At 60.7% G+C, this 22,084-nt stretch carries 17 protein-coding genes and 1 pseudogene; 5 read left to right on the top strand and 13 right to left on the bottom strand.

Annotation, left to right across the window (positions count from 1 at the left end):
- Window positions 1-30 precede the first annotated feature (30 nt).
- A complete protein-coding gene (locus AACY44_RS02545) occupies window positions 31-810 on the top strand; it encodes a hypothetical protein (protein ID WP_339415753.1) in 780 nt (259 codons plus the stop codon).
- Here AACY44_RS02545 and AACY44_RS02540 read toward each other — a convergent pair.
- The 13 genes and pseudogenes from AACY44_RS02540 to AACY44_RS02480 all read right to left on the bottom strand — a co-directional run bounded on the left by AACY44_RS02540 (window position 807) and on the right by AACY44_RS02480 (window position 17,660).
- On the bottom strand, window positions 807-1,403 hold the full coding sequence (locus AACY44_RS02540) for a MarC family protein (protein WP_003171467.1): 597 nt from the start codon (window positions 1,401-1,403) through the stop codon (window positions 807-809). The genes AACY44_RS02545 and AACY44_RS02540 overlap by 4 nt on opposite strands.
- Window positions 1,404-1,506: 103 nt before the next feature.
- Complete coding sequence (locus tag AACY44_RS02535; protein WP_339529751.1) at window positions 1,507-4,278, bottom strand: hybrid sensor histidine kinase/response regulator; 2,772 nt, start codon at window positions 4,276-4,278, stop codon at window positions 1,507-1,509.
- Between the two features lie 114 nt (window positions 4,279-4,392).
- A complete protein-coding gene (purD, locus tag AACY44_RS02530) occupies window positions 4,393-5,685 on the bottom strand; it encodes a phosphoribosylamine--glycine ligase (protein WP_339415755.1) in 1,293 nt (430 codons plus the stop codon).
- 178 nt (window positions 5,686-5,863) lie between these two features.
- Window positions 5,864-7,471 carry a bifunctional phosphoribosylaminoimidazolecarboxamide formyltransferase/IMP cyclohydrolase gene (purH, locus tag AACY44_RS02525; protein WP_339415756.1) on the bottom strand — a complete coding sequence of 536 codons (1,608 nt, stop codon included), beginning with the start codon at window positions 7,469-7,471 and terminating at the stop codon, window positions 5,864-5,866.
- 81 nt (window positions 7,472-7,552) lie between these two features.
- Window positions 7,553-7,873: a DNA-binding transcriptional regulator Fis gene (gene fis / locus AACY44_RS02520; protein ID WP_002555375.1), complete on the bottom strand. Its 321-nt coding sequence runs from the start codon at window positions 7,871-7,873 to the stop codon at window positions 7,553-7,555.
- Window positions 7,870-8,883, bottom strand: a complete 1,014-nt coding sequence (gene dusB, locus AACY44_RS02515) for a tRNA dihydrouridine synthase DusB (RefSeq protein ID WP_339529749.1) — start codon at window positions 8,881-8,883, stop codon at window positions 7,870-7,872. The genes fis and dusB overlap by 4 nt, the downstream gene beginning before the upstream one ends.
- Window positions 8,884-9,058: 175 nt before the next feature.
- Complete coding sequence (locus AACY44_RS02510; protein ID WP_339415758.1) at window positions 9,059-10,309, bottom strand: DUF3426 domain-containing protein; 1,251 nt, start codon at window positions 10,307-10,309, stop codon at window positions 9,059-9,061.
- Between the two features lie 30 nt (window positions 10,310-10,339).
- Complete coding sequence (gene prmA, locus AACY44_RS02505) at window positions 10,340-11,218, bottom strand: 50S ribosomal protein L11 methyltransferase (RefSeq protein ID WP_339415759.1); 879 nt, start codon at window positions 11,216-11,218, stop codon at window positions 10,340-10,342.
- Window positions 11,219-11,400: 182 nt separating this feature from the next.
- Complete coding sequence (gene accC, locus AACY44_RS02500) at window positions 11,401-12,762, bottom strand: acetyl-CoA carboxylase biotin carboxylase subunit (protein ID WP_339415761.1); 1,362 nt, start codon at window positions 12,760-12,762, stop codon at window positions 11,401-11,403.
- Between the two features lie 17 nt (window positions 12,763-12,779).
- Complete coding sequence (gene accB / locus AACY44_RS02495; protein ID WP_012721998.1) at window positions 12,780-13,241, bottom strand: acetyl-CoA carboxylase biotin carboxyl carrier protein; 462 nt, start codon at window positions 13,239-13,241, stop codon at window positions 12,780-12,782.
- 24 nt (window positions 13,242-13,265) lie between these two features.
- Window positions 13,266-13,721 (bottom strand): type II 3-dehydroquinate dehydratase, encoded by a 456-nt coding sequence (gene aroQ / locus AACY44_RS02490; RefSeq protein WP_012721999.1) that lies wholly within the window; start codon window positions 13,719-13,721, stop codon window positions 13,266-13,268.
- A gap of 253 nt (window positions 13,722-13,974) precedes the next feature.
- Window positions 13,975-14,490, bottom strand: a pseudogene (locus AACY44_RS27600) (methyl-accepting chemotaxis protein); the annotation flags it as partial.
- A gap of 1,499 nt (window positions 14,491-15,989) precedes the next feature.
- Window positions 15,990-17,660 (bottom strand): PleD family two-component system response regulator, encoded by a 1,671-nt coding sequence (locus tag AACY44_RS02480; RefSeq protein WP_339415764.1) that lies wholly within the window; start codon window positions 17,658-17,660, stop codon window positions 15,990-15,992.
- Window positions 17,661-17,959: 299 nt separating this feature from the next.
- Here AACY44_RS02480 and AACY44_RS02475 point away from each other — a divergent pair, with 299 nt between their 5' ends.
- The 4 genes from AACY44_RS02475 to speA all read left to right on the top strand — a co-directional run bounded on the left by AACY44_RS02475 (window position 17,960) and on the right by speA (window position 22,083).
- Complete coding sequence (locus AACY44_RS02475; protein ID WP_339415765.1) at window positions 17,960-19,027, top strand: DUF2333 family protein; 1,068 nt, start codon at window positions 17,960-17,962, stop codon at window positions 19,025-19,027.
- Window positions 19,028-19,029: 2 nt separating this feature from the next.
- Entirely contained in the window at window positions 19,030-19,566 is a 537-nt protein-coding gene (locus AACY44_RS02470) for an NUDIX hydrolase (protein ID WP_339415766.1), read from the top strand.
- An 89-nt stretch (window positions 19,567-19,655) separates the two neighbouring features.
- Window positions 19,656-20,027 (top strand): translation initiation factor Sui1, encoded by a 372-nt coding sequence (locus AACY44_RS02465; RefSeq protein WP_339415767.1) that lies wholly within the window; start codon window positions 19,656-19,658, stop codon window positions 20,025-20,027.
- Window positions 20,028-20,169: 142 nt separating this feature from the next.
- On the top strand, window positions 20,170-22,083 hold the full coding sequence (gene speA, locus AACY44_RS02460; protein WP_339415768.1) for an arginine decarboxylase: 1,914 nt from the start codon (window positions 20,170-20,172) through the stop codon (window positions 22,081-22,083).
- Window position 22,084: the final 1 nt, after the last annotated feature.

Below are 22,084 nucleotides of genomic sequence, written 5' to 3'. Positions count from 1 at the left end.
CCCGAATTGGGGTGCTTGTGGAGAATCAAAATGGAGCGACATCACAGAAGGATCAACAGTACAAAAAGGCGCAAATTGATTGCTGCCTACAAACTGCCGGGAGCGCCAGGAACGCTGAAGGCATTGCCGCTGGACACTAGGGACGATTTCAACGCGGCGGTGGTCAACAACAGCGTGATTTCGTTTGCCGATGGCCTGTCGGGCCTGAACCGGGAATACATTCGCAAGAGCTATCTGCTGGCCAGCAGCTACGTCAGCGATGTGTTGAAAATCCAGCGCGGTACCGAGGTCTGGTACGAGGAATTTATCAAGGTGATGGTCGGTTTGGGCTGGCTGCCGGTGCGCAGCCGTTTCGAGCGGGTCTCACGTTCGGGCAAGGGGCTGACCGTGCAGTTGGCGGTGTTGAATATCATCGGCGCCATGCTGGCGTCGACGTCATTGTCGGCAGCGTTGCTCGCGGCTTTGCCTAAATTGGCCGCCGATGCATTGGAGGCATTGAAGCAGACGCCTGCGAATTTCGAGCTGTTCAAACGCAACAGCGCGGTACACCAGGGCGGTGATTTCGGCCTGGCGTCCTGTGCCGAAACAGAGGGTGAATTGATGATGGTGCTGGTGACCTACAGCACCCACAGCGTGAGTAAACAGGTAGGGCTGCCATTCCTGGAGTGGGACAGTTCTTCGTTCGAGGCCTTCAGCGGGCAGACGTGCCTGGTGCTGAATACCTCGGTGGTCAACGAAAAGACTCTCCAATTGATGCGCGAGAGCGCGGGTGACAAGGTGCAACTGGCGATCGCCAAGTACCGGATCTAGGGCACCAGGTAGCCGCGCACCCCGGTAAAGATGATTTGCGCGGCCAAGGCGCACACAAACAACCCCATCAACCGACTGACAATCTGCAAGCCCTGGTCACCGAGGATGCGTTCGATACGGTTGGACAGGTACAGCACCACGCCGACCGTGAGGCTGGCCAGGGCGATGCTGAGGATGGCGGTGAGCTTGTCATCCCAGTGCGGCTGGCTCACACCCATCACCAACAGTGCGCCAATGGTGCCGGGGCCGACGGTGAGGGGAATGGTCAGCGGTACGATGGTCACGTCCTGCTGCACGTTGTCGGTCTGCACAGCCGATTTGCCTTGGGCCATGCCCAGGGCCGAGATAAACAGCACACTGCCGGCGCCGATGCGGAAGGCGTCGACGGTGATGCCGAACACGCTGAAAATCACCCGGCCGAACAGGTAGAGCAACACGCTCGAGACCAGGGTCGCCAGCGCCACTTTCCAGGCCAGGCGCCGCCGCTCTTTGCTGGAGTACCCGCGAGTGAGGCTGATAAAGCAGGACAGCACGAAGAAAGGGCTGTAAAGCACCAGCATTTTCAGGTAGACGCTGAATAACACGTGGAGCATGTGAGTGGCTCGCGGGCGGAAAAAGTGTTGAGAGTCTATCAGGCGACAGAGACCAAATGTGGGAGTGAGCAAGCCCGCTCCTACATGGGTTCTGCATTACACGTCAGGAGGGCGCGTGCTCTAGACGCTGCTGACGCTGCGCCACCCAAAACTCCACCAACTCACGCAACTGCGACAACTCCACCGGCTTGGCCATGTGCCCGTCCATACCAGCCTGGCGTGCGCGCTCTTTATGTTCCGAAAGGATATGCGCCGTCAGCGCCACCACGGGTGTGCGAATGCGCTGGTGGCTGACTTCCCACGCACGCAGTTGCTGAGTCGCCGAGAAGCCATCGAGGATTGGCATTTCGCAGTCCATCAACACTAGGTCATAACGCTGGGCTTTCATCGCCTCCAGCGCTTCCTCGCCGTTGCTGGCGGTGTCCGGGTTGAGGTTGAGCTTGCCGAGCATGCCACGGATCACTTTAGTGGAAATGCTGTTGTCTTCGGCCACCAGGATGCGGAAATCGCTGGGTACGGTGACGGCGGCTGGTGCGCTGAGCACCGCGCGCGGTTGCACGTTGCCCTTGCTGCGCTGGGTCAGTTCATCCGCCAAGGTCGTCTTGAGTGTGTAACCGGCGACTGGCTTGGCGAGGATACGTTTGATCCCGCAATTGCGCGCGATGATCTTGCTTGGCGCATTGCTGATGCCTGTGAGCATGATCAGCAGGATGTCGTGGTTCAGGCTTGGGTCTTCCTTGATCTTTGCCGCCAGTTGCATGCCGGTCATGCCGGGCATGTTCTGGTCCAGCAGCACCACGTCGAAGTAGTCACGCAGGTGCGCCTTGGTGCGCAGTAACGCCAGGGCTTCCTTGCCCGATGGCACGGCGCTGACGTTAAGGCCCCAGGCCGAGCATTGCTGCACCAGCACTTTGCGGCAGGTGTCGTTGTCGTCCACCACCAGCACCCGCGCGCCTTTGAGCGGGCCGTCTAGGTCGGAGGTCGGGTGTTCCAGGCGTTCCGGGTCCAGCGGCAAGGTCAGCCACAGGGTGCTGCCCTGATGGCTGCCGCTCTTGATGCCGAACTCGCCGTTCATCAGCAGGATCAACTGACGGGCGATAACCAGGCCCAAGTGGCCGTTCAAGCGGGTGGCCGAGAAGAAATTCTTGCTGTGCAGTTCGCTGTGCAGAAGGGCGTCGCGCTCGGCCGCTTCCATCGGCAGGCCGCTGTCCTGGACGGCAATGCGCAGGCGTGGCGTGGTGCTGCGGTCGTCCAGGGCAACCACGATCAGCACTTCGCCTTCGTCGGTTTTTTTCAGGGCATTTTCCAGCAGGCTCAACATGGCCTGACGCAAGCGCGTCGGGTCGCCGCTGATCACGCGGGGCACCTGGGGCTGGATAAAGCTGATCAGTTCGACGTTCTGCTGTTCGGCCTTGGCGCGGAAGATGCTCAGGCAATCTTCGATCAGCGCGTTGAGGTCGAACTGCACGTCGTCCAGTTCGATCTGGCCGGACTCCAGCTTGGAGATGTCGAGGATTTCGTTGATCAGGGTAAGCAGTTCATTGCCCGCGCTGTGGATGGTTTGCACGTAGTCGCGCTGTTTCACCGACAGCGGCGTGCCCAGCAGCAGCTCGGTCATGCCTAGCACGCCGTTCATGGGTGTACGGATTTCGTGGCTGATCTTGGCCAGGAACTCGGCCTTGGCGGCGATCTCGGCATTGCTCGCTGCCAGGTCGCGACTGAGGCTGAAACGTGCCTCGACAATCGCGCGCTGGCGTTCGCCTAACGCCAGGCTCATCAACAAGCCGCTGAGGCAGATGAACGCCAGCAGCGTGACTATCAGGCCCTGGGGCGAAATCATCGTCAGGCCAAGCAGCGCCGGCAGGATGATCAGCGTACCGATGTTGAATACCACCATTGCCGCCACGAACAAGCGTGCCGGGCGGTAGCCTTTCTGCCAGTGATAGGCCGAGATAAACAGCATGCTCAAGCCAGCCAGGGCCACCAGCGCGTACGTGATGATGTTCAGCGGCAGGGTGTTGACGAACAACAGCAGCAGGCCGCACAGCACGATGATCAGGATATCGGCCATCAACAGCTTGTTCAGTGGATGTGGGCCCAGAGGCATGAAGAAACGGTAGGCGAACATCAGCCCGCAGGGCGCGGTCAGTAGCAACGCCAGGTAGGCGCCCGGTGTCTGGATTGCATGCCAGTTCGGCAGCCATGGGCCCAACAGGTTCAGCAATAGCGCCAGGCTGAGCATCAACAGCGCTTCGCAGGCCGCCAGCCACAGGCTGCTGCGCGATCGGTGGTAGGCGAAGCGCGTGAGGTTGTGCAGGATCAGCATCAGCAGGCAGCCGAACAATAGCCCGTAGATCAGCGTCTGGGTCTGGTCGGCGGCGGCGAGCACAGCCGGTTCCAGGGTGATATACGGGCGCAGTTCGTGCTCCGAGACCAGGCGCAGGTAAACCTCTAACGGTTTCTGGCTCTGGGGCATCGGCAGCATGAAGTCGCTGCTGGGCAACGGCCGCTCAGTCTGGGGCTGGCGCGTGCCGGTGCTCTGTTGTTCCACCAGGGTATCGCCGTCCAGTACATAGAGGTTCAGGTGGGACAAATCCGGGGCAAATACCCGCAGCACTTGCTCGTGCTTGCCGGGTTGCAACTTAAAACGTATCCACAGCGCGCCGTTCGGTTGCGCGGCGCTAATGCGGTCCAGTTCGATGGGGCTGAATTGATTGGTGTAGCGTGGGGAGCGGATGTCGCTGAGCTGCAGGTCGGCCTGTTCATCAAGCAATACTGCCCAGCCACTGCCTTGCGCGGCGGCCTGGGCCGGGAACAGGCAGAGCAGCGTCAGCAGGCTGACAGTAAAACCTATGGCGATCCTGAGCCAGCGCACGGCGAAATCCCTTCGTAGGTTGAGGCACGTCGTAACTATGCGCGGGGAGGCCTGTATACGGCAAGGGCCTGAGGCCCTTGCCTAGCCGAACGGATAGCTACTGACGTCGGCTGCTTAGCTGTTTTCGCCACGTTCGCGGGCGATGGCGCGGTAGCCGATGTCCTTGCGGTAGAAGCAGCCTTTCCAATCGATTTTCGCGGCCAGCTTATACGCTTGCTGCTGCGCGGCGTCGACACTGGCGCCCATGGCGGTGGCGCACAACACACGGCCACCGGCGGTCACGACCTGGCCATCCTTCAGCGCGGTGCCCGCATGGAACACCTTGCCTTCCAGCGTAGCTGCAGCGTCGAGGCCTTCGATGACGTCGCCCTTGGCGTAGTCGGCAGGGTAACCACCGGCCGCCAGCACAATGCCAACGCTCGGACGTGGGTCCCACTGCGCTTCAACCTTGTCCAGGGCCTGGGCCAGGGCGGCTTCCACCAACAGCACCAGGCTCGATTGCAGGCGCAGCATCACCGGTTGGGTTTCCGGGTCGCCAAAGCGGCAGTTGAACTCGATGACTTTCGGGTTGCCGGCTTTGTCGATCATCAAACCGGCGTACAGGAAGCCGGTGTAGACATTGCCCTCATCGGCCATGCCACGCACGGTTGGCCAGATCACCAGGTCCATCACGCGCTTGTGCACGTCGGCGGTGACGACCGGGGCAGGGGAGTAGGCACCCATGCCGCCGGTGTTCGGGCCGCTGTCGCCGTCGCCGACGCGTTTATGGTCCTGGCTGGTGGCCATCGGCAATACGTTCTTGCCGTCTACCATCACGATAAAGCTGGCTTCTTCGCCGTCGAGGAACTCCTCGATCACCACGCGGGAACCTGCGTCACCGAAAGCGTTGCCGGCGAGCATATCGCGCACGGCGTCTTCGGCTTCTTGCAGGGTCATGGCGACGATCACGCCTTTACCAGCGGCCAGGCCATCGGCCTTGATCACGATTGGCGCACCTTTTTCACGCAGGTAAGCCAGGGCCGGCTCGATCTCGGTGAAGTTCTGGTAGTCGGCGGTCGGGATCTTGTGGCGCGCCAGGAAATCCTTGGTGAACGCCTTGGAGCCTTCCAGCTGGGCAGCGCCGGCGGTTGGGCCGAAGCAGTCCAGGCCACGGCTGCGGAACAGGTCCACCACGCCGGCAACCAATGGGACTTCCGGACCGACGATGGTCAGGGACACATTCTTTTCAGCAAAGTCGGCCAGTTGCTCAAGGGCGAGCACGTCGATAGCAACGTTCTCGCACTTGGCTTCAATGGCGGTGCCGGCGTTGCCGGGTGCAACGAACACTTTCTGGACGCGCGGGTCCTGGGCAACTTTCCAGGCCAGGGCGTGTTCACGGCCACCGCTGCCAATGATAAGGACGTTCAAGTCAGACTCCTTCGGAGGAAGTTACAAGCTGCAAGCTACAAGTTAAGAGCAATCTGCATTGCTCTGAAGTGCAGCATGCGACTTTGAATTTTAGAGGCTGCAAGCAAGATCAAAAGCGGCAAAGTCCTGCTTTTACTTGTCGCTTGCAGCTTGAAACTTGCCGCTCCACGCTAGTGGATTAGTGACGGAAATGGCGCATGCCGGTGAAGACCATGGCGATGCCGGCTTCGTCAGCGGCAGCGATGACTTCAGCATCACGCATCGAACCACCCGGCTGGATGACGGCGGTAACGCCGGCTTTTGCGGCATTGTCCAGGCCATCACGGAACGGGAAGAACGCATCGGAAGCCATTACCGAACCCACGACCTGCAAACCGGCGTGTTCAGCCTTGATCGCGGCGATACGCGCCGAGTTCACGCGGCTCATCTGGCCGGCGCCGACGCCGATGGTCTGGCGGTTCTTGGCGTAGACGATGGCGTTGGATTTAACGTACTTGGCCACTTTCCAGGCGAAGATCAGGTCGTTGATCTCTTGCTCGGTCGGTGCGCGCTTGGTCACCACTTTCAGGTCTTCGCTGCCGATCATGCCGATGTCGCGGCTCTGGACCAGCAGACCCCCGTTGACGCGCTTGTAGTCCCAGGCAGCGGCGCGGTCAGCCGACCACTCGCCGCAGGCCAGCAGGCGCACATTGGCCTTGGCGGCGACGATGGCGCGGGCTTCTTCGCTGACGCTTGGCGCGATGATCACTTCGACGAACTGACGCTCGACGATCGCCTTGGCGGTCTCGGCATCCAGTTCACGGTTGAAGGCGATGATGCCACCGAAGGCCGATTCGGTGTCGGTGGCGTAGGCCAGTTCGTAGGCCTGGCGAATGCCGCCTTCAGCGTCCGGGCTCACGGCCACGCCGCACGGGTTGGCGTGCTTGACGATCACGCAGGCCGGTTTGACGAAGCTTTTCACGCATTCCAGCGCGGCGTCGGTGTCGGCCACGTTGTTGTAGGACAGCTCTTTACCTTGCAGTTGGGTCGCGGTGGCGATGCCGACTTCGGCCGGTTTTGCCTCAACGTAGAACGCCGCGCTCTGGTGCGGGTTCTCGCCGTAGCGCATTTCCTGGGCCTTGATGAACTGGCTGTTGAAGGTGCGCGGGAACTGGCTGCGGCCTTCGGTCGAGAGTGTTTCAGCGGCCTGGTTCACGGTGCCCATGTAGTTGGCGATCATGCCGTCGTAGGCGGCGGTGTGTTCGAACGCCTTGAGCATCAGGTCGAAACGCTGGGCGTAGGTCAGGCCACCGGCTTTCAGGCTTTCTAGCACCTGGGCGTAGTCGCTGGCGTTAACCACGATGGCCACGTCTTTGTGGTTCTTGGCCGCCGAGCGCACCATGGTTGGGCCGCCGATATCGATGTTTTCGATAGCGGTCGGCAGGTCGCAGCCTGGCTTGTTGATGGTGGCTTCGAACGGGTAGAGGTTAACGGCCACCAGGTCGATCGGCTTGATGCCGTGCTCGGTCATGATTGAGTCGTCGATACCGCGACGGCCGAGAATGCCGCCGTGGATTTTCGGGTGCAGGGTCTTGACCCGACCGTCCATCATTTCTGCGAAACCGGTGTAGTCCGCCACTTCCACTGCGGCCACGCCGTTGTCCTGCAGCAGTTTGAAGGTCCCGCCCGTGGAGAGGATTTCCACACCCAGGGCTTCCAGCTCCCGGGCAAATTCGAGGATCCCGGTCTTGTCGGAAACACTGATCAAGGCGCGGCGGATCGGCAGGCGGGTAGTCTGGTCGGTCATTTCAATTTCCATCAAAAGCAAAGGAGTCAGCAAAAAAGGCGACCGGTTTTACGCGGGCGCCTTTCTGTTTGGATTGAATGCTTACAGCAAATCGTATTGTTTGAGCTTTTTGCGCAAGGTGCCACGGTTGAGGCCCAGCAACTCACTGGCTTTGGTCTGGTTGCCCTTGACGTAGTTCATCACGCTTTCGAGCAAGGGCGCCTCGACTTCGGAGAGCACCAGGTTGTACACGTCCGTGACGGAAGCGCCCTCAAGGTGGGCGAAATAATTGTGCAGCGCCTTCTCGACACTCCCGCGAAGGGTTTGGCCTTCTTCGCTCGGCGTGTTGAGGTGCTGTTTCAAATTGACGTTGTCGCTCACGGGTGTTGTTCCACTCACTAAAGTCTCGGTCATCATCGTCATGCGGCCACCCCCTTTGCATCCCCTGTTTCCAGGCTGTTGTCACGTTCGGCGAAGAACTCACGAACGGTGGCGACCTGTGCCTGCGTTTCATCCAAACGATTGAACTGGGCGCGAAACTCCTTGGCGCCCGGCAAGGTTGCGAGATACCAGCCGACATGCTTGCGAGCAATGCGCACGCCCATCACGTCTCCGTAGAAGACGTGCAGGGCATTCAAATGCTCTAGCAGAATACGTTCCACCTCGACCAACCCTGGCGCCGGTAACACTTCGCCGGTACGCAGGAAATGCTCGATCTCACGAAAAATCCACGGACGCCCCTGGGCGGCCCGGCCAATCAACAAACCATCGGCGCCGGTTGCGTGCAGTACGCGCCGGGCTTTCTCGGCTGAGTCGATGTCGCCATTGGCAAACACCGGCATCGACACCGCCTGCTTGATCGCAGCAATGGTGTCGTACTCGGCTTCACCGGTGTAAAGGTCGGCGCGGGTGCGGCCATGCACCGCCAGCGCTGTAATTCCTGCCTGTTCGGCGATCTTCGCCACCGTCAGGCCGTTCTTGTTATCCCGGTCCCAACCGGTACGAATCTTCAGGGTGACCGGCACATCCACTGCGGCGATAACGGCCTGCAGGATCTCGGCAACCAACTGCTCATCTTTCAATAGCGCGGAACCGGCGGCCTTGTTGCAGACCTTCTTGGCCGGGCAGCCCATGTTGATATCGATGATCTGCGCCCCCAACTCCACGTTGGCCCGGGCCGCATCCGCGAGCATCTGTGCATCTCCCCCGGCGATCTGTACCGAGCGTGGCTCGGGATCACCTTCGTGGATCATGCGCATCCGCGATTTGCGGGTGTTCCACAAGCTCATGTCGCTGGTGACCATTTCCGAGACTACTAGACCCGCGCCCAAACGTTTGCACAGCTGACGAAAGGGCTGGTCAGTGACGCCCGCCATCGGGGCGAGAATCAAGCCGTTCTGCAATGTGTATGGGCCGATGCGTACCGCCGACATAGGACTTCCCTGTTGTGGGGCCGGATCATTAGAGTTCGAAAAAGGGTTGGCATGATACCCGCTCTCGATGACTGGATAAAGGCTGAATTGGATAAAATCTGAACAGTTATTTTCTTATCGCCACCGGTTTGGTTGCCGATGGTCCAGCCATTCAATCCAAGATGCGGGCCTTGATTTACTCGGGCGAGTGAAAGCTCAGGCTGTAATTCACGGCTTTATTGCCCGGATCGAGGATGTCCAGGGAGATATGAATCGGGACCTGCGATGGCATTTCGCTAACGCCGGCCAATTCGCCGCTGAGGTATTCGGCGGGTTTGAAGCGACGACTGGCAATCAGGCCGCCGTTCAAGTCGGCAAAACGCAGCTCCAGCAGCGGGAAGGGCTGGGAGAACATCGCGCGGTTGTAGATGATCGCGTCCACTACCAGCGCCCCGGCGAAGTCCGGATGGCTGCGCACCACCAGGTTGCTGCTCTTGATATGGGCAATATCGACCCGCGACGGCACGGTGCAGCCCAGTGTAGGGCACAGTTCCTGGAACCAGGGGCGATAGGCGTCCTGGCGGGCCAGATCGTCGAATTGGTAGGCGATGTACTGGCCTGCGAGACTGGCGGCAGCGATCAGTACCAGCAACAGCCAGATCAGGCGACGGCCCAGGCTGGCCGGACGCTTTTGCGCGTAGAGGTGCAGCGGGTCGTCTTCGAGATCCAGCAGTTGGTCGTCGTGCACACTCGTTTCGGCGCGCGGGCGCTTGCGCCGGGGTTTGGGGCGTTCTTCGGGTTCAACGTCATCGGCCGACTGGGTCAATGGCGTGAACGGCGGATCGGTATCGTCATTTTCTGGCGTTGAACGCAGTGGCGGTTCATCGTCGATATCGTCGGTGTGGAGCGACATGGACGGTTCGGTGCGCAGCTTGGTCGCAGGTGCGTTCGTCGGCTCGGCTTTGGCTTCAGTGCTTTGGCCGCGCTCTTCAGGCGGTTCGCTGAACAGGCTGGCGGCCCATTTTTCTTCTTCGGTTTTAACCGTGTCGCGGCTGGCGCTGAAGGATTCTTCTTTTTGGTGACGCTCGGCGCCGGGCTGGCGACGTTCTGCACCCGCCGGCAGCGTGTGCTGAATCTCGCGACGTTCCAGCTTGGCCAGTTCTTCGTCCAGGTCAAGGTTGTCCAGGTCGAGCTCTTCGGCGGCCCACTGCTTCTGGCTGATTGCCCGCGGTGCCTCAAGTGTGATGTCTGGAACAGGCTCGGCAGCAGGCAGATCAGGCTGCGGCGCCGGCACTGGGCCGCGCTGCTCCAGCAACTGGCGAGCCGCATTGAACACTTGCAGGCACGAGCCGCAGCGCACCACGCCGCGGGCCACGCTCAATTGGGCGTGGTTGACGCGAAAACGCGCTTGGCAATGCGGGCACTGGGTGACGAAACTGTCGGTCATGCGGCCATCCGATTCAGGCAAGCGCTCATTCTAGCGCCGACGACCACTGATGCGTACCCAGCCATCACGGTTAGCGATGGGGTCCAGTTCGAAATCCCGCGCGTAGGCAGCGGCGACGTCTTCGCCTTGCTCAGCGAGGATGCCCGACAGCGCCAGGCGGCCGCCCGGCTTGACCAGGCTGGACAGCTGCGGCGCCAGGGACACCAGCGGCCCGGCGAGAATGTTCGCCACGAGCACATCGGCCTGCACCTGGGGCAATTGCTCTGGCAGGTAGAGCGGGAATTTGCTTTCAGCAATGTTGTTGCGTCCGGCGTTATCGCGGGAGGCTTCCAGGGCCTGTACGTCGATATCGGTGCCCACAGCTTCCTTTGCGCCGAGCAGCAGGGCGGCAATCGCCAGGATGCCCGAGCCGCAGCCGAAGTCCAGCACGTGGCTGTCGGTCAGGTCCTGGCCGTCCAGCCATTCCAGGCACAGTGCGGTGGTCGGGTGGGTGCCGGTGCCGAACGCCAGGCCCGGGTCCAGCAGCAGGTTGACGGCATCCGGCTCAGGCGCGGCGTGCCAGCTTGGCACGATCCACAGGCGCTGGCCGAAACGCATCGGCTGGAAGTTGTCCATCCAGCTGCGTTCCCAGTCCTGGTCTTCGATCACTTCGCTGTGATGCTCCGGCAATGGGCCGCCGGTGAGCAATTCCATGTGGGCCAGCACGGCGGCAGCGTCGGTGCCGTCTTCGAACAGGGCCAGCAAATGGGTGTGGGACCACAGCGGGGTGGTGTTGAGTTCGGGTTCGAAGATCGGTTGGTCTTCGGCGTCCATGAAGGTGACCGAGACAGCGCCCACTTCGAGGAAAGCGTCTTCATAGGTTTCGGCTTGTTCTGGGCTGATGGCGAGACGGACTTGCAGCCAAGGCATGGCGGGCACCTTTGAGAAAATGAGTGTGCAGCGGGGTGGGGCTGCGAAAGGGCGCAAGTTTACGCGAGCGGCGGGCAGAAGACGACACCACTGACTGCACTGCGTTCAAATGTGGGTCCACAAAATCCAGGTGATCCAGAAACAACAAAACCGCCCGAAGGCGGCTTTGTTGGGTGGAGCACTTACTGGTTGGCCAGCTTGTGTTCCAGGTAGTGAATGTTCACACCACCCTCGCAGAAGCCTTCATCGCGAACCAGGTCCCGGTGCAGCGGGATGTTGGTCTTGATGCCGTCGACCACGATTTCGTCCAGGGCGTTACGCATACGGGCCATAGCCTCGTCGCGGGTAGCGCCCCAGGTGATCAGCTTGCCGATCAGCGAGTCGTAGTTGGACGGAACCTTGTAGCCGCTGTACAGGTGCGAATCGACGCGAACGCCGTTGCCGCCTGGCGCATGGAAATGCTTGACCAGGCCTGGACTTGGCATAAAGGTTTTCGGGTCTTCGGCGTTGATCCGGCACTCCAGGGAGTGGCCGTGGATCTTCACGTCGTCCTGTGTGAAAGACAGCACGTTGCCAGCGGCGATGCTGAGCATCTCCTTGACGATGTCGATACCGGTGACCATCTCCGAAACCGGGTGCTCTACCTGCACACGAGTGTTCATCTCGATGAAGTAGAAACGACCGTTCTCGTAGAGGAACTCGAAGGTACCGGCGCCACGGTAGTTGATGTCGATGCACGCCTTGACGCAGCGAGCCAGCACTTCCGCGCGGGCTTTCTCGTCCAGACCCGGTGCCGGCGCTTCTTCCAGCACCTTCTGGTGACGACGTTGCAGGGAGCAATCGCGGTCGCCCAGGTGGATGGCGTGGCCCTGGCCGTCGGACAGTACCTGCACTTCCACGTGACGTGGGTTGGTCAGGTACTTTTCCAGGTAGACCATTGGGTTGCCGAACCAGGCGCCCGCTTCGGAGCGCGTCTGCTTGGCGGCCTCGATCAGGTCTTCTTCCTTGTGCACCACGCGCATGCCGCGACCACCACCGCCACCGGCGGCCTTGATGATTACCGGGTAACCGACTTCGCGACCAATGCGCAGAGCGGTTTCCTCGTCTTCAGGCAGCGGGCCGTCGGAGCCAGGAACGGTGGGCACGCCGGCCGCGATCATGGCGTCCTTGGCTGAGACCTTGTCACCCATCAGGCGAATGGTGTCGGCTTTCGGGCCGATGAAGGCGAAGCCGGATTTTTCCACTTGTTCGGCGAAATCGGCGTTTTCCGCGAGGAAGCCGTAACCCGGGTGGATGCCATCAGCGCCGGTCACTTCAGCGGCCGCGATGATGTTCGAGACTTTCAGGTACGAGTTCGTGGCCAGTGGCGGGCCGATGCAGATGCTTTCGTCCGCCAGTTTCACGTGCATCAATTCGGTATCGGCCGTCGAGTAAACAGCGACGGTCTTGATGCCCTCTTCCTTACAGGCGCGCAGGATACGCAGCGCGATCTCGCCGCGGTTAGCGATCAGGACTTTTTGCAGTTTCTTCGCAGGTTTCAACATCGAAGGCGCTCCGCGGTTCAAACGATGGTGAACAGCGGCTGGTCGTACTCAACCGGCTGACCGTTTTCTACCAGGATGGATTCGATGACGCCGGCTTTCTCAGCGGTGATGTGGTTCATCATCTTCATCGCTTCAACGATGCAGATGGTGTCGCCCACTTTCACCGTCTTGCCGACTTCAACGAAGGCTGGCGAAGTGGGTGCCGGGGTGCGGTAGAAAGTACCGACCATTGGCGACTTGACCACGAAACCGTTCAGCGCAGGCGCTGCGGGTGCTGCAGGTGCGGCGGCAGCAGGTGCGGCGGCCGGAGCAGCAGCGGCCGGAGCCGGCGCTTGCATCTGTGGCGCGTAGAACTGTTGGGCTGGCGTCTTGCTGTGACGGCTGATCCGTACGGACTCTTCGCCTTCCTTGATTTCCAGCTCGTCGATACCGGATTCTTCCAGCAGCTCGATCAGTTTCTTAACTTTACGGATATCCATGAATCATCAACTCCCAAGGGTCGGTCAGGGGCGCTTGGCCGGTTGTTCAAGCTGTTCCAGGGCGGCCTCCAGGGCCAGTCGGTAACCGCTGGCGCCAAGGCCGCAGATCACTCCTACCGCTACGTCGGAGAAGTAAGAGTGATGGCGGAAAGGTTCACGTTTGTGCACGTTCGACAAATGCACTTCGATGAATGGGATGCTCACCGCCAGCAGCGCGTCACGTAATGCAACGCTTGTGTGCGTAAAAGCGGCGGGATTGATCAGGATAAAGTCCACGCCTTCGCCGCGCGCGGCATGGATGCGATCAATCAATTCGTACTCGGCATTGCTTTGCAGGTAGAGCAGATGGTGGCCGGCTTCACGCGCCCTGCGCTCAAGATCGAGGTTGATCTGATCCAGGGTAACTGCCCCGTAGACGCCCGGTTCACGGGTGCCGAGCAGGTTCAGGTTGGGTCCGTGAAGAACCAGTAAGGTCGCCATCGGCTGTTCCTTGTTATTGATGTGAGTACGGCAGAACCCGGCGACTATGCCGCAAAGCCTTTGTGACTGTCCAGTTCTATGCAGTAGGCAGCACGATTAGCGAGGATAGCGAAAAGTATGTGACCAAGTAGTGGGTTCTGGTCATTGATAATACGGTTCTGAGTGCACTGAAGATCAAATGTGGGAGGGAGCAAGCCCGCACACATTTCTGATCTCCATATGATTTTGGATCGTCGTGAGGCGGGAGATCGGATTAGACACGGAAGGCTTGCACCGCAGTATTGAGCTGCCCACCGAGGACCAACAAGTGCTCGCCCTGGCGGCGTCCCTGACCAATGCGCAGCAAGTTATCCTCACCCATCTGATGAATCCGCTCGCTGTTATCGCGAATCTCACTCACGGCCCCACTCTGCTGCGCCGTCACATCGGCGATGCGCACGGCGGTGTCGGAAATGGTCTGGATCGCGCCGACGATCTCATCCAGTGCTCCGTCCGCCGCCTGGGCCTGCTGGGCGGTGGCTTCGGCGTGTTCGACCTGGGCGCGCATGCCTTGCACGGATTGATGGGCGGCGCTTTGCAGGCCGGCAATCAGGGTCTGGATCTGCGCCGTGGCGCCAGCGGTGCGTTGAGCCAGGGAGCGGACTTCGTCGGCGACTACGGCAAAACCACGTCCGGCTTCACCGGCACGGGCGGCCTCGATGGCGGCGTTGAGGGCCAGCAGATTGGTCTGGTCGGCAATCGCGCGAATCACCGTGAGCACGCCGCCGATGGTGGCGGATTCTTCGGCGAGTTTTTCGATCATCTGCGCGTTTTGCTGCACTTCACCCACCAGGGCGTGCAGCCCGGTCAGGCTCAGGCCGATCACGCGTTGGCCTTGCTCTACCGCTTGGCCGGCACTGCGACTGGCGTCCGCGGCCTGGCTGGCATCGCCGGCGACTTGCTGGATGGTCGCTTCCAGTTCCCCCAGCGAGTCGCGGATCTGCGCGGTATCGCCGGCTTGGCGTTCGGCGCCGTCATGCAGGCCGCTGCTCAGTTCGGCAAGGGCGCGGCTGCTGCCGGCAACTTCCTCGGCGTTGCCGCGAATAGTGCCCACCAGGTCCACCAGGTAGGCGCGCAGACGGTTCAAGGAGGCTTCGATATCGTGCAGCTCGCGGTTGGTCTTGCCCAAGGCAATCGGCTGGCTGAAGTCGCCTTCGGCCCAGGTCGATAAGGCCGGTGCCAAGTTGGTCAGCACCCGCGCCAGGCGGCGTTGCAAGGTGTCGATCAACAGCGCGATCAGCAGGATCAGGCCGATCATCACGCCTTGCAGCAGGCGCACTTCGCCCTGGATCTTGCCGTGCTGCGCGCGCACCACGGGCTCCAGACCGGCGATGGCTTGCTGCACGGCGTTGATTTTCAGGTGGGTAGCGGCGGCCAGTTCGGCGCGTTGCTGGATCTGTTCGCGAGTGCGCTTGAGTTCAGCAGGGTAGCGTTTCAGCAGGCTATTGAGTTCGCGCTTGAGGTCGACGCCGGTGTCCTGTGCTTCAGTTTTTTCAGTGTTTTCCAGGCCCATCAGCGCGGAAAAATCATCCGCGCTGGATTCGGCGCTGGCCTTCACGCCCAACAGCGGCAGTTGTTCCAGCACATCCGCCTGGCTGCGGATATTGCCGACTTCGCGCTCCACATCATCAGCCAGTTCCGCGCGCCCGCTGCTCACCAGTTTGTCGCGGGCCAGCGACAGTTTGGCCAGATGCTGGGACGCCGCCAGCAGTGGCGGCAGGTAACGTGCGGCCTCTGCAGAGTTGACGCCGATGGCGTACTGGCTCAGTTGCTCCAGGTTCGCGCCGAGTTCGCGCTCGGCTTGCAGCAGCAGGGCCTGTGGGTCACCCGCTAATTTGCCGGCGGCGAGCAGGTCGGTCTTGCTGAAGGCATCCAGGTCCACCAGGCTGGGGCGCACGTTTTGCGCCAGGTCGACGGGCAGTTGATCCAGATCCAGCAACAGGCTTTCCAGGCTCTGGCTGGCGCTGCTCAGGCGCAGGGCGTCGCCGCTGGCCATGTAATCGTCAATATTGCGCGCGGCCTGGTTCTGAAATGCCTGCGACAGGCCCAGGTAGCGCTCCATCAATAAATACGGCCGTTCCAAAGCGCGCTGCGACCACCACAGCGTCGCCCCGAGCGCCAGGCACACGGCCACCAGAAGAAGGGTATTGAGATTGGTCAGCAGCTTCAGGCGCATGCGTGGTTTCAACCGACAGCAAAAGATAAGTGCCTGAAGTTATTGCGTTTCTATTACAGCGTTATGACTGAATTGGTGAATTCAGGTGAAAAGATGGCACTTTGCCTTGGCGTGTGCGTCCCTTGCACGCGGTTACGCCCGGCATTCTTGGCACGGTACAGCGCTTCATCGGCCTGGGCGGCCATCATCAGGCTGTCGGAACCGTCGCCCAGTTCCACCAGCCCTGCACTGAAGGTGCACCACAAATCCTCGGGCTGGGCCGGGTAGTGGATTTCCGCAAAGCGCTCACGGATTTCATCCAGCACCTTGCAGGCCGATTCCAGGTCGGTGTCTGGCATCACGATGGCGAATTCTTCGCCGCCGTAGCGCCCGATGTAGTCGGTCTTGCGCAGTCGCTGCTTGAGAAACAGCGCCAGGCTCTTGATCACTCGGTCGCCCATGGGGTGGCCGTGGCTGTCATTGACCCGCTTGAAGTGGTCGATATCGAGCATGGCAAAGCTCAGCGGCTTGTTTTCGCGGCGCGCGCGGAAGCTGCAGTCTTCGAGCAATTGCAGGATATGGGTGTGGTTGTACAGGCCGGTCAGGCTGTCGCGCACCATCCGTGCCTTGAGGTTGCGCGCACGTGCCGCGCGGTTGCGCACGGTGGTGATCAGGTGGCGCGGCTTGATCGGCTTGGTGAGGAAGTCGTCGCCGCCTTCACTCATGGCGTCCAGTTGCTTGTCCAGGTCGTCCTCGGCCGAAAGGTAAATGATCGGCACGCTGACGTAGCGGTCGTTGTGCCGGATGACCTTGGCCAGTTCGGTACCGGTACAGGCGGGCATGTACATGTCGAGGATGATCAGGTCCGGTTGGAAATCCGCCAGCTCGGCCATGGCCTGGATCGGTTCGATCAGCGTGCGGGTGACGATGCCTGCACTGTTGAGCAGCCGCTCGGTGTGCAGTGCCTGCGCCCGCGAGTCATCGATGATCAGCACTTTATACGGCTCGTACTGGGCGACGCAGGTCAGTACTTCGATTTTTTCCAGCAGGCTGGAGGCTTCCAGGGTGCCGGTAAGAAATTCCTGGCCCCCGGCGCGCACGGCGGCCAGGCGAGTCGGCGTATCGGTTTCGTGCAGGCTGAAAAACAGCAGCGGCAGCTTGTGCTCCAGGCCTTCCTGGGCTTCGGCGGCAAGCTTGAGCCCCAGCCCTGCGCCGCAGAAATCCACATCCATCACAATCGCCGAAGGCAAGCGCTCGGCCATCGACGCGCGAAATGCCGCCACGCTGTCGAGGGATTGGGCGCTCATGCCAAAGAATTCCAGTTGCTTGGCCAGGCGCTCGGCGCGATCGTGATCGGCCAGCATCACGTAGATTGGCTTGCGCATCGGCGGCAGGAAGGTGTGTTCGAACTGGTCGCCCTGGCGCAGTCCAGTGCGCGACAGGCGCTGCATCAAGCGGTTGAGTTCGGTGATCAGTTGGCTGCTCAGGCGGCCACGGTTGTCGTCCACCGCTTTGAGTGATTCGCCGATATGCCGCGCCAATTGGCCGTGCTCGGGTTGTTCGAAGCGCTCGGCAAAGCGCAGCAGGCGCAAATTGGCTTCGCTGAGTTCGCAGAGGTCGGCGCTGGACCATTCGCTGCGTTGCAGGCGCTGCCAGATCTCAAGAATTTGACGTGCCTGATGAATTACCCGCTGGGCAAAATGCTGCTTGAGACGCTCACGGCTGGGGTCTTCTGGCTCGGTCATATCCTGACTACTAGTTAGGGGGCACGCTGAGGTCCAATAATGGCTCTATGCTAGCACTATCTTTCCGATGGAATGAGTGTCTTGCGTCAATAAACTGCTCTTCCCTGATAGTCATTTGCTGACCCAGTGGTCGCGCAGCGGAAAAAGCGTGCATCCTTTATAGTCGAACTCTCCCTGTTCGCCAGTTTGGCGAAAAGCCCCGCATGGGCGGGCACGATGGGGTAGGGTTGTGGTCGGAGTGTTTGAACGCACGCCATCAATTCAAGTGCATGAACTCAAGTGATTGAAAGGATATCGCCATGCTGGACTGGAAAAACCGTGCAGGCAGCGCCAAAGGCCCTGCGCCTGAGCCCAAGTCGGCCAACCGCAGCTACTTCCGTACGCTGCTGCTGAGCCGGGCGTTGCTGAGCGTCCTCTGCCTGTACCTGTTGGTCACCGGCGCGCTTGGCTGGTACTGGAGCGAAGAGCCGGCGCTGTTTCCGGTCCAGCAAAATGCGCAGATTGCGGCCGAAAAAGACGGCAAGCAGATGGTGTTAGGGTTTACGACCGTCGAAACCCTCAAGACCGTAGCCGGCACCTTGCTGAACAAGCCGGGTGGCTACATTTCCAATGACCGCTTCCCGCCTGGCCTTTGGATGGACAACATGCCGAGTTGGGAATATGGCGTGCTGGTGCAGGTGCGCGACCTGACGCGCGCTCTGCGTAAGGACTTCGCCCGTTCCCAGTCGCAGTCGGCCGAAGACGCCGATTTGGCCAAGGCCGAGCCGCGCTTCAACTTCGGCAATAAGAGCTGGGTGCTGCCGTCCAGTGAGTCGGAGTACCAAGAAGGCATCAACTCTCTGAGCCGTTATGAAACACGTCTGTCTGACCCGAATCAGCGCGGTGCGCTGTTCTATGCCCGTGCCGACAACCTGAACAACTGGCTGGGCGACGTCGCGACCCGCTTGGGTTCGCTGTCGCAACGCCTGTCGGCCAGTGTGGGTCGGGTGAAATTGAACACCGCTCTGAAAACCGAGGCCCTGGCGCCGGGTCAAGTACCGCAGGTCGATGAAGAAGTGGTGGAAACCCCATGGATGCAGATCGATAACGTGTTCTACGAGGCTCGCGGTCAAGCTTGGGCCCTGTCCCACCTGCTGCGTGCCATCGAAGTCGACTTCGCCGACGTGCTGGCCAAGAAAAACGCCACCGTCAGCGTGCGCCAGATCATCCGTGAGCTGGAAGCTTCGCAGGAACCGGTTTGGAGTCCTATGATCCTTAATGGCAGTGGCTTCGGGGTACTGGCGAACCACTCGCTCGTCATGGCCAACTACATTTCCCGGGCAAACGCTGCAGTGATCGACTTGCGTCAGCTCCTCAACCAGGGTTGATGATGGACGCTATTCAAAAGGAGGCCGCGCACCGTGCGGCGTCCGATGCTGAACTGATCTGCTGGGTCGACGAGCAGGACAACCTGCTCGGCACCCTTGTCAGGTCCGATTTGCGCCAACGCGGCCTAATCGGCCGGTGCACCTTTATCTTTCTGTTTAACTCCCAGGGTGAGCTGTGTGTGCATCGGCGAACCCTAAGCAAAGCCATGTATCCCGGTTTCTGGGACACGGCAGCGGGTGGGATGGTGGCGGCGGGCGAGTCGTACGCCTTATCGGCGGCCCGCGAGTTAGAGGAAGAGTTGGGCGTCAGCGGCGTGGCGTTGACTGAGCACGATCATTTCTACTTCGAAGACGGTGACAGCAAACTCTGGTGCAAATCCTACTCCGCTGTCTGGGACGGGCCGCTGCGCCTGCAGCCTGAAGAGGTCATGGAAGCGCGCTTTTTACCTATTGAAACAGTCCTGCAGGAGGCTGAACAAAAGCCTTACTGCCCGGACGCTCAAGAAGGCTTGCGGCGCTATCTGGTGTCACGTCGCTAAAGTTGCATGAAATGGCGCCATTTGGCCCTTAGCAAGTGGACTTTTTGCCGTTACACTGCGCCACTTTTCAGCCCCCAAGAGGATTGCCGGTGGCCAAAAAAGCCGCATCCTTCGCCGCCCTGGGCGGCCTGGTATTTTCCACCGACGCAGGTCGACACTGCCCGGACTGTCGCCAGCCCGTGGACGCGTGTACCTGCAAACAGACCCTGATCCCCGAAGGCGACGGTATTGCCCGCGTGCGACGCGAGAGCAAGGGCCGTGGCGGCAAGACGGTGACCACCATCACCGGCGTGCCGCTGGCAGAAGACGCGCTGAAGGCGCTCGCCACCACGCTGAAAAAGCGCTGTGGCACCGGCGGCGCGTTGAAAGAGGGCGTCATCGAGATCCAGGGCGATCACGTTGAATTGCTGTTGGCCGAGCTGATCAAGCTCGGTTACAAGGCCAAGAAGTCCGGCGGCTGAAAGCCTCTTCCCGACCTGTGTCTAAACTCTGTCCTGCGAATGAGGTCTACCTCCCTCGCAGGCAAATCGTCATTTTCATTCTTTAGACTGCGCCAGCCTCCGCGAGAGGTGGCGCCTTCGCCTTCATTTATAGGGGACTTCGATGTCCGTACGACGCACACGCAAAGACGATGGCAGCCAATGGACAGTTGCGGACAGCCGCAGTGTTTACGGGATCCGCCATTGGGGGGCCGGGTATTTCGCGATCAATGAAGCCGGTCGCGTTGAAGTCCGTCCGAACGGCCCGAACAGCACGCCCGTCGACCTCTACGAGCAAGTCGACGCGTTGCGTAAAAGCGGCCTGTCGCTGCCGTTGCTGGTGCGTTTTCCCGACATTCTGCAAGACCGTGTACGCCAGCTGACCGGCGCCTTCGATTCGAACATCGAGCGCCTGGAATACCAGAGCAAGTACACCGCGCTGTACCCGATCAAGGTGAACCAGCAGGAAGCGGTGATCGAGAACATCATCGCCACCCAGAACGTGTCCATCGGCCTGGAAGCCGGCTCCAAGCCTGAGCTGCTGGCCGTACTGGCCCTGGCGCCGAAGGGCGGCACCATCGTCTGCAACGGTTACAAAGACCGTGAGTTCATCCGCCTCGCGCTGATGGGCCAAAAGCTCGGCCACAACGTGTTCATCGTGATCGAGAAAGAGTCCGAAGTTGAGCTGGTGATCGAAGAGGCCGCCAGCCTCAAGGTCAAGCCACAGGTCGGCCTGCGCGTGCGCTTGTCGTCCCTGGCGTCGAGCAAGTGGGCAGACACCGGTGGCGAGAAGTCCAAGTTCGGTCTGTCGGCGGCGCAACTGCTGTCTGTGGTCGAGCGCTTCCGCGCGGCGGGTCTGGACCAGGGCATTCGCCTGCTGCACTTCCACATGGGCTCGCAGATCGCCAACCTGGCCGACTACCAGCACGGGTTCAAGGAAGCCATTCGTTACTACGGCGAACTGCGCAACCTCGGCTTGCCGGTGGACCACATCGACGTCGGCGGCGGTTTGGGCGTGGACTACGACGGTACGCACTCGCGTAACGCCAGCTCGATCAACTACGACATGGACGACTACGCCGGCGTGGTCGTGGGCATGCTCAAGGAGTTCTGCGACGCGCAGAGCCTGCCGCACCCGAACATCTTCTCTGAAAGCGGCCGCTCGCTGACCGCCCACCACGCCATGCTGGTGGTGCAGGTCACCGACGTCGAGAAACACAACGACGAAATCCCGACCATCGAAAACAAGGAAAGCCTGCCGGAAACCGTGCAATGGCTGGTGGACCTGCTCGGCCCGACCGACATCGAGATGGTCACCGAGACCTACTGGCGCGCCACTCACTACATGAGCGACGTGGCCACCCAGTACGCCGACGGCAAACTGACCCTGGCCGAAAAAGCCCTGGCCGAGCAGTGCTACTTCGCCGTGTGCCGTCGCCTGCATAACTCGTTGAAAGCCCGCCAGCGCTCGCACCGCCAAGTGCTGGACGAACTCAACGACAAGCTGGCCGACAAGTACATCTGTAACTTCTCGGTATTCCAGAGCCTGCCGGACACCTGGGCCATCGGCCAGGTATTGCCGATCCTGCCGCTGCACCGCCTCGACGAAGAGCCGTTGCGCCGTGCCGTACTGCAAGACCTTACCTGTGACTCCGACGGCAAGATCAAGCAGTACGTCGACGAGCAGAGCATCGAGACCAGCCTGCCGGTTCACGCCTTGAAAGAAGGTGAGGACTACTTGCTGGGGATCTTCCTGGTGGGTGCCTACCAGGAAATCCTTGGTGACATGCACAATCTGTTTGGTGACACCGATTCGGTGAACATCTACCAGCGTGAAGATGGGTCGGTGTACAGCGCGGGTATCGAGACCCACGACACTATTGAAGACATGCTGCGGTATGTGCACTTGTCGCCGGAAGAGTTGATGACGCATTACCGCGACAAGTGTGCGAGTGCGAAGATCTCTGCATCTGAGCGTACCCAGTTCCTGGATGCGCTGCGCCTGGGCCTGACCCGCTCTTCGTACCTGTCCTCTTAAG

It is taken from the genome of Pseudomonas sp. RA_15y_Pfl1_P11, from assembly GCF_963970975.1.
Taxonomy (GTDB): domain Bacteria; phylum Pseudomonadota; class Gammaproteobacteria; order Pseudomonadales; family Pseudomonadaceae; genus Aquipseudomonas; species Aquipseudomonas tritici.
The sequence above is the reverse complement of the archived record's forward strand: the minus strand, read 5'-3'. Positions and strand labels throughout refer to the sequence as shown.

Excerpts from the sequence above, each read along its gene's own strand:
- AACY44_RS02545 (WP_339415753.1), top strand. The coding sequence starts at position 31 with ATGGAGCGACATCACAGAAGGATCAACAGTACAAAAAGGCGCAAATTG.
- AACY44_RS02540 (WP_003171467.1), bottom strand. The coding sequence starts at position 1,403 with ATGCTCCACGTGTTATTCAGCGTCTACCTGAAAATGCTGGTGCTTTAC.
- purH (WP_339415756.1), bottom strand. The coding sequence starts at position 7,471 with ATGACCGACCAGACTACCCGCCTGCCGATCCGCCGCGCCTTGATCAGT.
- fis (WP_002555375.1), bottom strand. The coding sequence starts at position 7,873 with ATGACGATGATGACCGAGACTTTAGTGAGTGGAACAACACCCGTGAGC.
- dusB (WP_339529749.1), bottom strand. The coding sequence starts at position 8,883 with ATGTCGGCGGTACGCATCGGCCCATACACATTGCAGAACGGCTTGATT.
- AACY44_RS02510 (WP_339415758.1), bottom strand. The coding sequence starts at position 10,309 with ATGACCGACAGTTTCGTCACCCAGTGCCCGCATTGCCAAGCGCGTTTT.
- prmA (WP_339415759.1), bottom strand. The coding sequence starts at position 11,218 with ATGCCTTGGCTGCAAGTCCGTCTCGCCATCAGCCCAGAACAAGCCGAA.
- accC (WP_339415761.1), bottom strand. The coding sequence starts at position 12,762 with ATGTTGAAACCTGCGAAGAAACTGCAAAAAGTCCTGATCGCTAACCGC.
- accB (WP_012721998.1), bottom strand. The coding sequence starts at position 13,241 with ATGGATATCCGTAAAGTTAAGAAACTGATCGAGCTGCTGGAAGAATCC.
- aroQ (WP_012721999.1), bottom strand. The coding sequence starts at position 13,721 with ATGGCGACCTTACTGGTTCTTCACGGACCCAACCTGAACCTGCTCGGC.
- AACY44_RS02480 (WP_339415764.1), bottom strand. The coding sequence starts at position 17,660 with ATGACCGAGCCAGAAGACCCCAGCCGTGAGCGTCTCAAGCAGCATTTT.
- AACY44_RS02475 (WP_339415765.1), top strand. The coding sequence starts at position 17,960 with ATGCTGGACTGGAAAAACCGTGCAGGCAGCGCCAAAGGCCCTGCGCCT.
- AACY44_RS02470 (WP_339415766.1), top strand. The coding sequence starts at position 19,030 with ATGGACGCTATTCAAAAGGAGGCCGCGCACCGTGCGGCGTCCGATGCT.
- speA (WP_339415768.1), top strand. The coding sequence starts at position 20,170 with ATGTCCGTACGACGCACACGCAAAGACGATGGCAGCCAATGGACAGTT.